Origin of the sequence: Burkholderia sp. AU39826 (assembly GCF_020419965.1) — a bacterium.
GTDB classification, from domain to species: Bacteria; Pseudomonadota; Gammaproteobacteria; order Burkholderiales; family Burkholderiaceae; genus Burkholderia; species Burkholderia semiarida.
Genome location: NZ_JAIZQG010000002.1, coordinates 546,029 through 559,353, shown reverse-complemented (window position 1 = coordinate 559,353; position 13,325 = coordinate 546,029). Strand labels below are relative to the sequence as shown.

The following is a 13,325-nucleotide window of genomic DNA, read 5'->3' as shown; positions in this document are numbered from 1 at the left end:
TGGGATGAAATTATTGCCAGTCGCTCCGGTAAAATGTGCGATTCAATGGATTCGAATTAACGTACTCCGGATATGCGGTGACAAAACGACCGGAGATACGATGCCGGGCCGGGCATTGATGCCCAACAGGAAATGAATCGCCGCGTTGTGTCGGGCAGTGTCGAGACAGGCCGACATGCAAATCGCGGCACGCGCGAGGCCGAGCAAACCGTGTTCCTGCGCCTGTGCCGCACGGCGAGGGATCGTCGATTGATCGCTAGACAGTCCAAGGTTCACAAGCGTCATGTTTCAACGTTCTTGATAGTCATCCGGCAATGATCAATCGCTTTTTTCAACCGTTAGCGGAGCCCGTGATGCCTGCAAACAATCTCAAAGTTCGTCCTTTGGTCGGCGGGATCAAAATCGTGACCCCCAGCAAGATCGGCACTTTAGGTCTGGTCGTGGAATATGACGGCGGCACGTGCTTTGCGACGGCGGGCCATGTGTTCGGAAAGAAGGATGTGAAGGTGGGGCAGCCCGATGACGCAAACCACGTGGGCGATCTGCTCGTCAACTTCCTCGAGGAAAATCAGGATATCGCCCTCGTGACGGTGTTGTCGGGAGTCAAGGCAACGGCCAATGAGATATGGACGGACAGTGGTAAAAAACCGGTGGAGTTCGGCTCAAACGTTCGTCCCGTAAAGGGCCAGCGTTTGTGGTTGCAAGGTGCGCTCTCCGGTCTCGTGAATTGCTCGGTTGCCGAGGCGGATGCGGATATCACGGTGCCTGGCACCAACGATAAGGTCAAGAACGTCGTCCTGCTCAACCTGGACGGAGATGCGCAGACCCAACCGGGTGACAGTGGCGCGCCCGTGGTGGGAAACGTGGATGGCAAGGACGTTTGCTACGGCGTGTACGGCGGGAAAGTCGTGGTCAGCTCAAGAACGTATGGATGGTTCACGCCGTTCGAGAACCTGGTTTGGGATTAGTTCGGCGTGGTCGAATGTGACGCTGTCAAAGCCCTGGGTGCAAGCGCGCTCGGGGCTTTTGCATTGGGGCGCCGGAACGCGAACCGAGTCGACAGGCGCCGGAGCGTCGCAACGCACATGCCGACCTCAAGATACCGTCCATTGCCATCGGCAAGTTTGGTAGGCTTGTCGCCTGCGCGAGCTTGTCGGATCCTGATGCCGGGCAGGAGGGGGACCGTGAGCGAACGGCGGAAGGGTGTAAAGTGCCCGGCTGCCAAGGACGACAGGCCAATCGCCGAACCAACACGAACAGGAGCGAACGAAGTGATCAGACATATCGTCATGTGGAAGTTACGTTGACATTTGCGATCATAATATATTGATCAGTAAGAGATTGTGTTCATATGTTCGCGTCTGATACCCCCTCCAATACCCCCTTTTTTGTGCGCTGGAACGATGTGCACAGCGCGACGTAACTGTTGAGCCGTTCGACTGAATTCGTCGCCCTTCGGCCTATTGTTGCTGGTGGCGATCACCAGCCACCTGCCAAAAGCAGACCGTGGGGCGCTCTTGCTCTGACATTAACGGTCGACTAAAGACAGGCTGCCAGCTAGTTTCCTCCCGTTGTGGGCAGCCGCCGGAAGGCGAACGACTCGCGCCCGCCACTTCGAAGAAACATATAAATGCTACATTTATCGATCGTGCTTAACTTTACGCGGACGAATTGGTATGACGACCTATGTAGTTGATTTGAACATGCTGCAATCTGTGGACCTCGCCAATCTCATATCCACGGAGCCACAGGCGCGCTTTGTGCTTCCTGATGTGGCGTTTGTCGAGATGAGCAAGCATGAGGATTGGCGATTGACCATGGGGTTGGCATTAAATGTATTCGGCGGCAAAACCGAATGCATCGATATGTCCCTTTCGGTGGGAGAAGCAATGAATGAAGAGTTCGCAAGCGGCAAGCCGATTGCGACGATCCAGCTTCTTCCTGACGATTTTCGTCAATTTTTGCGCGGCTTGGTGAGCGAACTCGCAGAGAAACGCTCCGGGCCAAATGTGGCTCGGATGGATCAGAACTTTAGTGAAATCAGAAGAGAACTTTTGGCGTCTGACATCAATGCTTCTGGCGCGAAGCAGCGGGCGTTGGCTCTCGTGCAGGTCTGGCTCGACGGCATGAAACCGATTCTTATAAAAGCGATTCGAAAGCCAAATGCTGACAAACTGTTCTTCCTTAGCCTCGTTCAGGTGAACGCTGAAGAATTTTGCCGTCGCCTATTGACCGCCTCAGGGCGCTCCACTGACGAGGTGTCTGCCTTAATTCAATGCAAGCCCATGTGCTTGCGGTACCTCTATGCGATTACCAGGCACTCGCTTCTCGCGGTAAAACAGGGAGGGGGTATTCAAGCGATGGATGCTGCCAAGGAACTCAACCATCAACTCGATCTGGATTACGGAATCGTTGCGTCCTATTTCGACGGAATACTGACAAAGGATCGACGGGCTAAGGAAGCCTATGACGACCTGATGGAGATCCTGAATACATCCTCAGAAGTCGCGGCTAGTCGAGTCCGAGCGGGCTTTGTGGAACTGGGACTAATCGCTTCGCCTGATGCGGCGAATACCATGTAATCGGAACACAGATGGGCACCTACTTTTAGAAACCGAGGCACCATGGACCCTACCTCGTCGCTTATGAGGCATGGCCGCTCCGAAAAAACAAAGATCCGTTTTGGGTCGATTACGGCCCTTGATAAGGATATCCAAGTAATGCTAGACCCGATCAGATGTTGGCGGAGGGATCAGGTCTAGACTTAGATACGTTATTGGGCGGTAGACGATTCCCGCGATGTGATGGAACGAATCCATGCTTGTACTTCTGTCTCCGCCCATAGTGAGAGATTGCGAACTCGTCGTGGCCTCGGGAAACTACCTTCCTTCATCATGTCATAGACCGTCGTCTTGCCCAAGCCGACCATGTCCAGAACAGTCGGAAGTCGCAACAATCGTTCAGTCGTGGTGCTCAATTCTCTGTTCCTCGCTATTCGGTGACGGGCTGAGTTGCACGGGCGAGTTGCATTAGCCCCGCTTCAAGCGTGATCGCAGCGGTCGCGGCCCAGGTGCGCGCATCCTGCGCCGCGTTGTGGCGGGCGAATGATCCGATTTCGTCGGCCATCAGGTCTAGCAGTTCGACGTCGGCCGCGTGCGAGATGTTGGCGATCAGAGAGCGGATCTTGGTACGCAGATAGTCAATCCGCGCGAGCCTGCCTTCGCGGGCATCCACCAAGGCTTCGTCCTTCTGGTTCGCTTTTGCGGGCGTCAGCCTGTCGCAGTTCGACTGTGTCGAAGTACCGTTGACGCTCGCCAGTGCGACAGCCGAGCGCTTTTTCGCGTGTTCCCGCTTTCGCGGCAGCGGACGTGGGGTAGAAGGGGCCGAGTGAGGGGTCATTGCGCTGCCTCCGCCGCCATATCGGGCGTCCAGTCGGGATCGGGAAGCTGCAGAATGTCATCGAGCCATTGCAGGACGAACGGAAGGTCTTTCTGGCGCTTGATGTTCTCGTAGCCAAGAGCTTTTTTAAGCCATCGAGCACCTTCCTGTACCGCTTGCATTCGCGTCGGGTAGGTCGCGGTTCCTGCGCCGAACTTCAGGGGCGTCGATGCGAAGCTGTCCCCGAAGTTGTACATAGCCGCGCAAATCCACTGATCTGCTTTCGGTTGGGCCACGTAGATTTCGGCGATTGGCTTTTTCGTGCGCTTGCTGTTGGGCGAGCGAAGCGTATCGGTCGCGACGCAGCGACCGTCTTGATCCGGTGTCGTCACAGGGTAGACCCGTGCCTTTTGCGGAGCATCGAGGAGATCAGTGAGCGGCGAGAGGGCCGTATGGACGGCTCGAATCGTTCCGGGCGAAAGCTTGCCGAAAACGGGATCATGCAAGACGGCCTGTAATGCCTGCAAAAGTTGCTTTGCACACGCATCGTTGATCTTCGTCGTTTTGGGCGGGTCCGGCTTGCCGGTCGAAGTGCTACTGGTCAGTAGTTTCTTCGTGACCTTGCTTTTGCCAGTTTCCTTCGCTTTCGCAAGTCCCGAGGCGATGCGTTCGAGCGCTTTGTCGCCGCCGTGCGCGCGAATCTCTTCGATCGCGAGGGTGCCGGCGATCGACCCGGCACGTACGAGCGCGTGCAGTTCCGCCGGTGCCGTTTCAAGCAGTGCGGCATCTCGAATAGATTGCTCGGAAATGTTCAAATGGTCGCAAATGGCTTTCACGTCCATTTTATGGACATCGCGCAACTCGGCTATCGTCGTGGCGAGATCGAGCGGTGTGGAAGTCTTCGAGACGTTGCTCAAGTAGCCGTCGATCACCATCTTCGGCCGCTTCACTTCGCGGGAATCCAGCACGACAATAGGAATCCTTCCGAGATCTTTCCCGGCCTTGATTGCTGCGCCTGCCGCGAGGTAGCGGTGCTGTCCTTTGAATACGTAGAAGTAATCCTTCCCGTCGACCTTGCGCGCATAGCAGTGCAGCGGAGAACCCTTGTCGTACCCGTTCTGCATCATCAGGGCGGTCAATTCCTTGACCCACTGCGGATCGACCGGACGGACGTTGTCGCGCGGGTCGTACCGCAGCGCTTCGTATGGCGTCATCCACAAATCGGCGGACGTCGCACCGGCAGCGGCTGCCGCTGCTTTCGTGTTGCCGGTCTGAATCGGAGCGGCGAGGTCTAGCTGTTGCGTACGGTCGTCCATTACGCAACCTCCTGCGTTGCCGCCGTCCGCTTCTTGGCAGGTTTCTTCGCTTTATCGATCGCGTTCGACGCCTGGACCCCCGCTGCACGCTTGGCGTCGCGCAGGCGCTTGATTGCGTCCGCGCAGTCGCCTTCGCTCGGAATTGATATCTGCTTGGCAGCAATCTCGTTGCCGTCGAGGATCAAATACTCCGTATGTACGCTGTCCACCAACGGGCGGCGTCCGACAACGTACTTGCCGATCAGGATCGGTGTCGAAGGACGACGTGCGTTCCGGTCGTAACGCGTGATGGTGCGAAGTGAGAGAGTGTCGCGACGCTCGACGTCGACGAGGGGGAGAGTTCGGGCTTTGACTCGCGGCATGGTGGTCTCCATGACGCCGGGGGCGTGCGCCCCGGCAAGATTGGGGCGGCTTAAACGCTGACGTGATAAGCGGTCGTCGGAGCGACTACCGGATCGTCCTGGAACACATTCACGACCACAAACAGCAGGGCGGCGACGACCGTCCAGCGGAAGATCTTCGATTTTTCAAAGTTGCTTTGGCGGGCGGGTTCGGACGGCGTGATGCGAGGCGTGCTTTCCTCACGAAGCCATTCGTGGCGGTCGGCGGACTGATGGTCGAGCATTTTCATGGGCTTCTCCGAAGGCTGCGCGAGCGGCAGCGATGAAGCCGAATATTAGGCATTCCTTTGTCGATGTGCAATAGGAATGCCTAACTATTTTCCCGTATCGTTGTGCTTTGCCCGCAAGTGGGCCCGGCAGAATGCGCTGGACCTTGCTGAAAGGTGTTGTATTCTTCCGACTAAATACTGTATGTTTATACAGTGGTTAAGCGAAAATATTGCCGAGGGGAGGTTGTTGCGGGGATATGTCAACAGGGGAATTGCGCTGCAAACCGGGCGATGTGGCGATCGTCAGCCGATGCCGAAACCAGTCGCGTATCGGCATGCTGGTACGGATCATCGGCCCGCATGGCAGCGATGACTTCGATTGGGATGTTGAGATCCTTGGTGGCCCGATCAGAGGGCGCGGGATACGTTCGGGGTGCGTCGGAACGCACCACAGAGCCGCTGTATTCGACTGGAACCTTACCCCTCTTGCGGGTCAGGCGCATTCAGATCGAGAAGGTCACCAGACTGCTGTCCGCGTAGATCTTCAAACACCTTAAGGGTTTCCAGCAGCGCGATAAATGCTGCCGACGGCAATCCAAGCTTGTCTGCCTTGGCGAGTGCGTCAACTAGCGCCCGAGCATGCGTGCCGAGCGTCTCCTGTCTCTGTGGGGCGGGCGCATTGGCTCGGCGCACCATTTGACCTTCGCCTGTGGCGAGCCACCATGGGTCAACGTTCAGGAATTCGGCCGCGAGCAGCAAGTTCGCGCCCTCCATCTTTTTTGTTTTCCCGCTTAACCAGTCGCTGACCGAGGGCGCTCGCACTCGGCACGCTCGCGCCAAATCTGCAGCCTTTTTCTCAGGCGGCAACTTCATTGCCTGTTCCAGGCGTTCGGCTAGTGTCGTCATTAGGAAAGCCTAACTGAATGGGCGCAAGGAATGCCTTGCTTTTCGTGTAAGGAGCGCCTAACATGGCGGCATGAATACGCTGCTGAATCGAGACCCGTACGCGTGTGCCGTGATCGATGCATTCGGCGGAACGGCCGCGACTGCCCAACTGTGCGAAGTTCGGATGCCGTCCGTATCCGAATGGCGTCGGAACGGCATTCCGCGAGCGCGTCTGCTTTTCTTGAAGCTCGCGCGTCCTGACCTGTTTGCTTCTCTAGACGCACACGACAACTCGTTGTCACCCGCCATCGACGCGTGACAACCGTAGTTACGCGCCTCGTGAGCTGAATCTTAGTTGCGGCTGTGTGCGCGCGACAGGATGAAAGTCACTCTCTACCAATCTCCTGCTATGACCTGCCGATACGACAGTACCGAATGGCTGGACGTGCTCTATACGTCCGTTCGCAACACGCCCGGCGGTGTCGCCGACGCGGCGAACCACCTCACGATCCGGCGCGGTAAGAACATCACGCCGGAATCGCTACGCCTTCGCCTGCGTGGTGTTGGCGACAGTCGCTTGTCGATGGAAATGTTCGAGTTGCTGATCGAATGGATGCAGGAAAAGACCGAGGCAAAGGCGCACGCGCTTGATGCGCTCCATGCGCTGAATGCGCGTTTCGGGCTGGTTGCCGAATACGTCGACGAGCATGGCGCTGATGACGACACCGGGCCGGGCGTGGACGTGCATCTGGTCTCGACCGCTTTGCACCTTCAGGCTCACGTTGGCCGCGTCGCAGACGACGTGACGCGTGTTCTTGGGGAGCAGCGCATCGACGACGGCCGCGCGGAGCAGATCATCGCGACCGGCCGCAAGGGGCAGCGTCTGTTCCAGCGCCTGATCCACGCTGCTCGCAACCTTGCCGCACGTCGTCGCCGTCGTCATGAAACGGTTTAAGCCCGGCATGGGGTGCTGCCGGCCGGACCGCGAACACATCGGCCTCAGTTGCTCGCCTGAGCAGCAATTGGCGTGCGCTGTCACGACGCTCGCATCCCGATTCGAGTATGCCCCCGCCGAAGCGGGGCGATTGCTGTCCGAACTGATCGCCACGTTCCCCGACCGCCTTGCTCCGATTCTCGCGGAAGCGAACGCAGCGGGGCGCGTGCGTTTGTTCATCGAGCGAGCTGCGCGCGCATGCGCCGCGCTCGCGACCAAGGCGGAACGCCACGCGTTCCGCGACCAGCTTGCCGATCGTCTCTGCGCGCTTGACCTTGCCGCGTTCGACGATCTCATGTCGGCGGAATGGCGTCGACTACGCGGCAAATAACCGGAGACATACGTGAACGTGAACGGAATCAGCAGCGCGTTGCGACGTGGCGCGTCGCAGTACAGCCGCTCGCCGAGCGGCCGGCAGTGCTATGCGGCCGGGCGGGCCGCATGGCGAAGTTTTTCTCACAAGGTCGAGCGCGACCGCCGCCTAGTTGAGCTGGAGACCGCTCGCCGTGCGGGTTAGCAGGAAACCATTCAACGAATTGTGATCTGGCCGCTACATGCGGCCAAAGTAACTTTCATCGAGGGAATATTTGTATGGCGACACTGGACCAGATCATTCAGCAGTTGCGTGCGGCGGGTCATCCCGACCTGCCCGCCGGACATCCCGTCGCGGACGGCAAACATCACCGGTACGGGCCGCGCAAGAAATACTGGTATCAGCTTCGCGAGGTCATCAGCAAGGGCGCAGTCATCGGCTACGGCGGCACGTTCGGCCATTTTTCGGGTGACGATCCGGGCACCGAGCGATTCGAGTGGAGCGGCGCACCGATGAGCGAGGAAGTGCTCGCGGAGACGCGTCGCCGGCAGGAAGCCGCCGACCGTGAGCAGGCCGAGCGTGATGCGCGTCAGGCGAAGCTCGCCGCGAACCGCGCGCACGATCAGTGGAACCGTGCGGCAGAGCATGGCGGGTCCACCTATCTTGAACGCAAGCGCATCACGGCCGAAGGCGTGCGTTTCGACGCGGACGGCACGATCTTCGTGCCGATGTATCAGTACGGCGAGGATGCTCGGCTCGTCGGCCTGCAAAAGATCACCCCGGACGGCGCGAAACGTTTCAACAAAGGCATGGAAAAGAAGGGCGCGTCGTATCTGCTCGGCGAAGTAGGCGCAGACGACCAGATCGTGCTGATCGCCGAAGGCTACGCGACCGCGCGCTCGATCCGGATGGCGATCGACGAGGCATTCGCGGTCAACGTCTGCTTCGACGCGGGTGGCATCCTCCCGGCCGTGCGTTACCTGCGTGCGACGTATCCGGATGTGCATGTACTGGTCTGCGCCGACGACGACTGGAAGATCGAGCAGCGCATGCGCGACTGGCTCGCCGATGAGTTTGCTTTCCGGGGTGAACTAGTGTTTGGTGCCGAACCGGTGCGGATCGAGGCGAAGAACACGTGGTACATGGTCGCCGCAGCTCGTCGTCGTGACGACAACGGCGTGCCGTACGTCGAAGTGAGCTATGGCAACGACGTGATGCCGCTTCGCCGCAAGCGTTTCGAAAACACGGGCCTGAAGCGTGCGTACGAGGCGGCAGCGACGGTCGCCGACGTCAGCGTCGTCTATCCGGCATTCGCCAAGCGCGGCGAGCGCAAGCTGACCGATTTCAACGACCTGCACGTCGAGGAGGGCATCGGCGCCGTCCAGGCGCAGGTGCAGGCGGCAATCTTGCGCGTCATCGCGCCAGCGAACGAAGAGATCCGGCCGGCGTCGGTTGCCGTCTCGACCGCGGACGCCGCGCCGACGAAACCCACCGCGACGTCCGCTGCCGCGAAACAGCCGGAATGGGATGGCCGCGAGGCAGAGAGCGGCGCGCACACGTGGGAGCAGGATCTGGCGCGATCGGACAAGGGCCGGCTGCTGCCGACGCTCGGTAACGTGCACCTGATCCTGTCGAACCACAAGGCGTGGCAGGGTGTGATCGAGCAGGACGACTTCGGTGGTCGCGTGATGAAGCGCAAAGCACCGCCGTTCCCGCAGGGTGTGACGGGCGAATGGACCGACATGGACGACCAGCGGACCGTTCTCTGGTTGTCCAAACGGTATGGCCTCGATACGCGCACTGATGTCGTGATGAACGCGGTTCTGCTGGTGGCGGATGCGACCCACTTCCACGACGTGCGCGAATACCTCGAAGGTTTGAAATGGGACGGCGTGCCGCGTGTGCGCACGATGCCGTCGACATACCTGCGTGTGGCCGACAGCGAATACGTGCGGCTCGCGTTCATGAAGTGGATGATCGCCGCCGTTGCGCGCGTGATGGAGCCGGGCTGCAAGGTCGACAACGTCCTGATCCTCGAAGGCAAGCAAGGACACCGCAAATCGACGGCGCTGAAGGTGCTGGCCGGCGCACCGTGGTTCACCGATACGCCGATCCAGATCGGCAACAAGGACACGTACGCGGTGCTGGCGGGGAAGTGGGTGATCGAGCTGGCCGAGCTGGACTCGTTGAACAAGGCCGACTCGTCGGCGGTGAAGAGCTTCTTCGCGACGGCCGTCGACCGGTTCCGCAACTTCTACGGCAAGCGGGCGACCGACGTCCCGCGTCAGTGCGTGTTCGCCGGCTCGGTCAACTTCGACACGTACCTGAAAGACGAATCGGGCAACCGGCGTTACTGGCCGCTGCGTGTCGGCGGGCTGGTCGATATCGACGGCATTGTGGCCGTTCGCGATCAGCTCTGGGCGGAAGCCGTGCACCTGTATCGCTCGGGCGTCGTGTGGCACGTAGAAGAGCATGAGCGCCCGCTGTTCGAGATCGAGCAGGCGGAACGATACGAAGGCGACGTGTACGAGGACAAGATCGCCAAGGCCCTGGAATTCGTGTCGCGCACGACGATGGAAGAGATCCTCGCGGACATTCTGAAGCTCGACACGTCGAAGTGGACGCTGGCCGAGCAGCGCCGCATCGGCAAGGCGTTGAAGTCTCTCGGGTGGGTGCGCAAGCGCGAGTCGACCGGATCGCGCGGTTGGTACTACGTGAAGGAAGAACAACAGCCGGAAGCGGAGCGCGAACTGGTTGCGGCGGGTGATGACGACAGTCCGCTGTGATTGCGTGGCGCGCTGTGCCTGCACGGCAGGCGCGCCACTTGCCCCGTCTTGGCGCGCTGTGGACGTCCCATGTCCCAACGTCCCAAGGCGCGGTCTCGGGCGCGGGTGCAGGGGCGCGACATGCGCGACGTGAGCGGCGCATGTCGCATGTCGCGGGCGCGCACCCCTGCAAGCCTTTTCCCTTGGGACATTGGGACATTAGGACGAATAGGAGAGAGTTGTGATTGATTTGATGGAGCGGGCAGGTGTGGCAATGAGCGTTCGTGGTCAGTTTACCGACCCAATTGCCGATCCTAAAGTTACTTTGGGCGCACTCGCCTTTGCGAACGATCTCGGTCGCTTGCTGGTTCGGATCAAGGCAGGGCAAGAGACGAAGCCAGAGACGATCCGCAAGGCGACGTTGCTGTTTGCGCAGATGATCCGCTTGTCGGGCCGTTTTAAGCGCAGTCGGTTCACCGGCCTGAAGCGCGACGAGCGTCGCGACCAGCGTGCAGGACATGAAGTCGAGCGTGCAAAGGCCGATATCGTTGAGCGCTTCGCGTTGCGTTTGCTTGACGAGTGGATCAACGATCAGTGCGCGCGATGCGAAGGGCGCGGCATCGTGCGGCGAGACGGTCGCTACATTTGCCCGGATTGCGCAGGCTCGGGCAAGCGCCCGATCGACGAACCTGCGCGTGCGCAGGTGATTGGCGTCCCACTCGATGAATACCGCCGCCACTGGTCGCGTCGCTTTCATGACATGCATGCGTTGCTCGACCGCGTGAATGGATCGGTATCCGACACAATGCGCCGACAATTGCGAGGATGAAACATCTTTCATTCCAAGAGTAAATCGCGTAAACTTCGAACATCCTTTACTGCATCACTGGATATTCGCTGGCACCGCGCGTTAGTCGTGCAAACCTCTCGGGACATAAGAACACATAGTGGAGCCCGTTAGGTCGTGTGGGGGCGCTCGTCCCTACGAGATGAATTCTGAAGCCCTGAGTGCGAAAGCCCTCGGGGCTTGTGTTTTCTCGCGCCGAGATTCTGCGCGGAAGGTTAGTTCGTTCGGGTTTTTCCGTATATTGTGCGCAATTCACCCAAATCGTGGCGGGTACGTGCATGCAGTAACACTTGTAATCGTCGTAGCGCTTTTGTATTGTTGATGAGGGTGTGAGCGACAGGGAAAGCTCATCCCTTGCCATTGGCCGGTTGCATCGCCAATGCCTCTATACCTTGCCGCGTGTCACGGAGATTGCCATCGAGACATAACACTGTTATGGATTGTCAGCATTGTGCGACGCCGTCTGTAGCTGTGCCGTAGTGACTCGGGTTAGCGCTTTCCAAAGTGTTGATGCAGGGCGAAGGTCGGCATCGCCGCATAAGACTAAGACGCTAGGGGCAAAGAATGATTAAATCAAATTCCCGCTTGTTGTTGGTCGCCAAACGGACGTTGATACTGGGCATGTTGTCCGGATTGGTGGCTTGTACAGCTACAACTGTGGTTGATCCTAGACTTATAGAAATAAAGGGGCCGACCGGATATAGTGACTTTATTCCCCAAGATCCGCTGCCATCGCCGAAGATAACCTACTTTGATGCAAAGACCGGAAAGGAGGTTACAAAAGCATGGGTGCAACTGTCGAACGTCGAAATACGTAATATTCTTTCGAACAATCGCGCAGAAATCACCGTGGGGAAATTTGATGCGGCCGGTAATTTAACGTACTTGGTTTCGAAAGTTACGGGTTCGGCCGGCTCGTATCGCGTTGTAATGGATTATTGTGAGTACGTTGGGCAGACGGTAACTGACGATCAAGGCAATCTTATCGGGCAAGGTCGTGTCGGTGTCGGGCTTAGGCTCACGGCAGATGTGGTTACCACCAAAGCAAATGTCAATCTTGGTAGTTTGCTCGCTTTGGGAATTGCTGCGAGTAGTAATCAAATCACCGGCACAATGACCGTCGATTCAATTGGCATCAGAGTGCCGGGAGGTTCGGGGCCAATTTTGAGTAATACCGCAATCGACGAAAGCAGCATTCAAAAGACGCTTGAATCAATTGCAGTAATTCAATCCAAAATCGGCGACCCGAGCACAAAGCTTGATCCTCAACTACTGGCAGTAAAGCCCGCAGCAGCAGCCACGAAGCCGTTGGAAGTTGCTAAGAAGCTAATTTAAGCGTATGTCAAAACGGATGCCCCGAGCGTGAGAGCCCTCGGGGCTTTTTGCATTGGGGCGCTGAAATGCGAATCGAATCGACGGGCGCCGGGCCGAGCGAGGTCTGGTCGACGTGGGATGAAGATCGAAGCATGGGGCGCGTTACCGCGCGGTGCTTCGTGTTTGACGACGCGATGGACCGTGTCGTGTGGGCGATGGACCGAGCAGGCGACAGCACGACCGCCGATGTCGCGATTGGTGCGGGTCTGCCCATTTTTTGAGCAGGCGGGGACCCCACGGGCATCGCCACACGCGGGGGCTCGCACCCGCGTTTTTTCTCTACTGGCGAGTCTCCATAGGGGGTCATATTCATGCCGACTCAGCAGCAGATCGCTGTCCATCTCGACCTTGACCAGTCGGCTGTTTCGCGGTTCGTCGACAAGGTCCAGCTTGATTACCGCGTGGCGTCGATCGACGAGATCCGCGTCGCGTACATCCGGCATTTGCGCGAGATCGCGGCCGGCCGGTCCAGTGGTACGGGCATCGATCTTGTCGCCGAACGGGCGAAGACCGAGATCGTCGATCGCGAGATCAAGCTGCTGACGCTGGCCGAGAAGAAGGGCCAGCTCGTCAATGCGGCGCAGCTCGAACAGGCGTACGGCTTGATGGTCGGCGCATTTCAAACGGAGCTGCTGTCGCTGTCCGACAAGTTGGTGCAGGAGCTGCGCACGCTATACGGCGTCGAGGTGGACGTCGAATGGTTGAACGAGCACATATATGGATGCCTTGAGCAGCTTTCTGAATACGACCCAGACAGTCCACGCGGTGATTCGCCGAATCGCGAAGATGCTGCGTCCGCCGGAGCGGATTGGGACGACGGATTGGGCGCGCAAACATCGTAGG

The 13,325-nt window shown here is 58.7% G+C and carries 17 protein-coding genes; 10 read left to right on the top strand and 7 right to left on the bottom strand.

What is annotated here, in order from left to right:
- Nucleotides 1–42: 42 nt before the first annotated feature.
- Nucleotides 43–285 carry a hypothetical protein gene (locus LGM42_RS07455; RefSeq protein ID WP_226231914.1) on the bottom strand — a complete coding sequence of 81 codons (243 nt, stop codon included), beginning with the start codon at nucleotides 283–285 and terminating at the stop codon, nucleotides 43–45.
- A gap of 68 nt (nucleotides 286–353) precedes the next feature.
- Here LGM42_RS07455 and LGM42_RS07450 point away from each other — a divergent pair, with 68 nt between their 5' ends.
- Nucleotides 354–968, top strand: a complete 615-nt coding sequence (locus LGM42_RS07450) for a serine protease (RefSeq protein ID WP_226231913.1) — start codon at nucleotides 354–356, stop codon at nucleotides 966–968.
- Nucleotides 969–1,676: 708 nt separating this feature from the next.
- On the top strand, nucleotides 1,677–2,582 hold the full coding sequence (locus LGM42_RS07445) for a hypothetical protein (RefSeq protein WP_226231912.1): 906 nt from the start codon (nucleotides 1,677–1,679) through the stop codon (nucleotides 2,580–2,582).
- 191 nt (nucleotides 2,583–2,773) lie between these two features.
- Here LGM42_RS07445 and LGM42_RS33320 read toward each other — a convergent pair whose 3' ends face one another.
- The 6 genes from LGM42_RS33320 to LGM42_RS07415 form a co-directional block, all read right to left on the bottom strand.
- On the bottom strand, nucleotides 2,774–2,953 hold the full coding sequence (locus LGM42_RS33320) for an AlpA family phage regulatory protein (RefSeq protein ID WP_226232044.1): 180 nt from the start codon (nucleotides 2,951–2,953) through the stop codon (nucleotides 2,774–2,776).
- Nucleotides 2,954–2,991: 38 nt separating this feature from the next.
- Complete coding sequence (locus LGM42_RS07435) at nucleotides 2,992–3,399, bottom strand: hypothetical protein (protein WP_226231911.1); 408 nt, start codon at nucleotides 3,397–3,399, stop codon at nucleotides 2,992–2,994.
- Nucleotides 3,396–4,694: a pyridoxal phosphate biosynthetic protein PdxJ gene (locus tag LGM42_RS07430; RefSeq protein WP_226231910.1), complete on the bottom strand. Its 1,299-nt coding sequence runs from the start codon at nucleotides 4,692–4,694 to the stop codon at nucleotides 3,396–3,398. Before LGM42_RS07430 ends, LGM42_RS07435 begins: the two co-directional genes overlap by 4 nt.
- On the bottom strand, nucleotides 4,694–5,056 hold the full coding sequence (locus tag LGM42_RS07425) for a beta-hexosaminidase (protein ID WP_226232043.1): 363 nt from the start codon (nucleotides 5,054–5,056) through the stop codon (nucleotides 4,694–4,696). Before LGM42_RS07425 ends, LGM42_RS07430 begins: the two co-directional genes overlap by 1 nt.
- Nucleotides 5,057–5,106: 50 nt before the next feature.
- Entirely contained in the window at nucleotides 5,107–5,325 is a 219-nt protein-coding gene (locus LGM42_RS07420) for a hypothetical protein (RefSeq protein ID WP_226231909.1), read from the bottom strand.
- A 456-nt stretch (nucleotides 5,326–5,781) separates the two neighbouring features.
- Nucleotides 5,782–6,210 carry a transcriptional regulator gene (locus LGM42_RS07415; protein ID WP_226231908.1) on the bottom strand — a complete coding sequence of 143 codons (429 nt, stop codon included), beginning with the start codon at nucleotides 6,208–6,210 and terminating at the stop codon, nucleotides 5,782–5,784.
- A 70-nt stretch (nucleotides 6,211–6,280) separates the two neighbouring features.
- Here LGM42_RS07415 and LGM42_RS07410 point away from each other — a divergent pair, with 70 nt between their 5' ends.
- The 8 genes from LGM42_RS07410 (at nucleotide 6,281) to LGM42_RS07375 (ending at nucleotide 13,324) form a co-directional block, all read left to right on the top strand.
- On the top strand, nucleotides 6,281–6,508 hold the full coding sequence (locus LGM42_RS07410) for a hypothetical protein (RefSeq protein WP_226231907.1): 228 nt from the start codon (nucleotides 6,281–6,283) through the stop codon (nucleotides 6,506–6,508).
- 90 nt (nucleotides 6,509–6,598) lie between these two features.
- Nucleotides 6,599–7,144 carry a hypothetical protein gene (locus LGM42_RS07405; RefSeq protein WP_226232042.1) on the top strand — a complete coding sequence of 182 codons (546 nt, stop codon included), beginning with the start codon at nucleotides 6,599–6,601 and terminating at the stop codon, nucleotides 7,142–7,144.
- The gene (locus LGM42_RS07400) at nucleotides 7,131–7,514 is read left to right on the top strand and encodes a hypothetical protein (protein ID WP_226231906.1); all 384 of its coding nucleotides are present in this window, start codon (nucleotides 7,131–7,133) and stop codon (nucleotides 7,512–7,514) included. Before LGM42_RS07405 ends, LGM42_RS07400 begins: the two co-directional genes overlap by 14 nt.
- Nucleotides 7,515–7,774: 260 nt before the next feature.
- Nucleotides 7,775–10,282, top strand: a complete 2,508-nt coding sequence (locus LGM42_RS07395) for a VapE domain-containing protein (protein WP_226231905.1) — start codon at nucleotides 7,775–7,777, stop codon at nucleotides 10,280–10,282.
- Nucleotides 10,283–10,502: 220 nt separating this feature from the next.
- Nucleotides 10,503–11,090, top strand: a complete 588-nt coding sequence (locus tag LGM42_RS07390; protein WP_226231904.1) for a hypothetical protein — start codon at nucleotides 10,503–10,505, stop codon at nucleotides 11,088–11,090.
- Nucleotides 11,091–11,672: 582 nt separating this feature from the next.
- Complete coding sequence (locus LGM42_RS07385) at nucleotides 11,673–12,443, top strand: hypothetical protein (RefSeq protein ID WP_226231903.1); 771 nt, start codon at nucleotides 11,673–11,675, stop codon at nucleotides 12,441–12,443.
- Nucleotides 12,444–12,508: 65 nt separating this feature from the next.
- The gene (locus LGM42_RS07380) at nucleotides 12,509–12,703 is read left to right on the top strand and encodes a hypothetical protein (protein ID WP_226231902.1); all 195 of its coding nucleotides are present in this window, start codon (nucleotides 12,509–12,511) and stop codon (nucleotides 12,701–12,703) included.
- A gap of 90 nt (nucleotides 12,704–12,793) precedes the next feature.
- The gene (locus LGM42_RS07375) at nucleotides 12,794–13,324 is read left to right on the top strand and encodes a MarR family transcriptional regulator (RefSeq protein WP_226231901.1); all 531 of its coding nucleotides are present in this window, start codon (nucleotides 12,794–12,796) and stop codon (nucleotides 13,322–13,324) included.
- The last annotated feature ends 1 nt before the right edge of the window (nucleotide 13,325 follow it).

What these genes read in the sequence shown, in the direction of transcription:
- LGM42_RS07455 (WP_226231914.1), bottom strand. Translation starts at nt 285, where the DNA reads ATGACGCTTGTGAACCTTGGACTGTCTAGCGATCAATCGACGATCCCT.
- LGM42_RS07450 (WP_226231913.1), top strand. Translation starts at nt 354, where the DNA reads ATGCCTGCAAACAATCTCAAAGTTCGTCCTTTGGTCGGCGGGATCAAA.
- LGM42_RS07445 (WP_226231912.1), top strand. Translation starts at nt 1,677, where the DNA reads ATGACGACCTATGTAGTTGATTTGAACATGCTGCAATCTGTGGACCTC.
- LGM42_RS07435 (WP_226231911.1), bottom strand. Translation starts at nt 3,399, where the DNA reads ATGACCCCTCACTCGGCCCCTTCTACCCCACGTCCGCTGCCGCGAAAG.
- LGM42_RS07430 (WP_226231910.1), bottom strand. Translation starts at nt 4,694, where the DNA reads ATGGACGACCGTACGCAACAGCTAGACCTCGCCGCTCCGATTCAGACC.
- LGM42_RS07425 (WP_226232043.1), bottom strand. Translation starts at nt 5,056, where the DNA reads ATGCCGCGAGTCAAAGCCCGAACTCTCCCCCTCGTCGACGTCGAGCGT.
- LGM42_RS07420 (WP_226231909.1), bottom strand. Translation starts at nt 5,325, where the DNA reads ATGAAAATGCTCGACCATCAGTCCGCCGACCGCCACGAATGGCTTCGT.
- LGM42_RS07415 (WP_226231908.1), bottom strand. Translation starts at nt 6,210, where the DNA reads ATGACGACACTAGCCGAACGCCTGGAACAGGCAATGAAGTTGCCGCCT.
- LGM42_RS07410 (WP_226231907.1), top strand. Translation starts at nt 6,281, where the DNA reads ATGAATACGCTGCTGAATCGAGACCCGTACGCGTGTGCCGTGATCGAT.
- LGM42_RS07405 (WP_226232042.1), top strand. Translation starts at nt 6,599, where the DNA reads ATGACCTGCCGATACGACAGTACCGAATGGCTGGACGTGCTCTATACG.
- LGM42_RS07400 (WP_226231906.1), top strand. Translation starts at nt 7,131, where the DNA reads ATGAAACGGTTTAAGCCCGGCATGGGGTGCTGCCGGCCGGACCGCGAA.
- LGM42_RS07395 (WP_226231905.1), top strand. Translation starts at nt 7,775, where the DNA reads ATGGCGACACTGGACCAGATCATTCAGCAGTTGCGTGCGGCGGGTCAT.
- LGM42_RS07385 (WP_226231903.1), top strand. Translation starts at nt 11,673, where the DNA reads ATGATTAAATCAAATTCCCGCTTGTTGTTGGTCGCCAAACGGACGTTG.
- LGM42_RS07380 (WP_226231902.1), top strand. Translation starts at nt 12,509, where the DNA reads ATGCGAATCGAATCGACGGGCGCCGGGCCGAGCGAGGTCTGGTCGACG.
- LGM42_RS07375 (WP_226231901.1), top strand. Translation starts at nt 12,794, where the DNA reads ATGCCGACTCAGCAGCAGATCGCTGTCCATCTCGACCTTGACCAGTCG.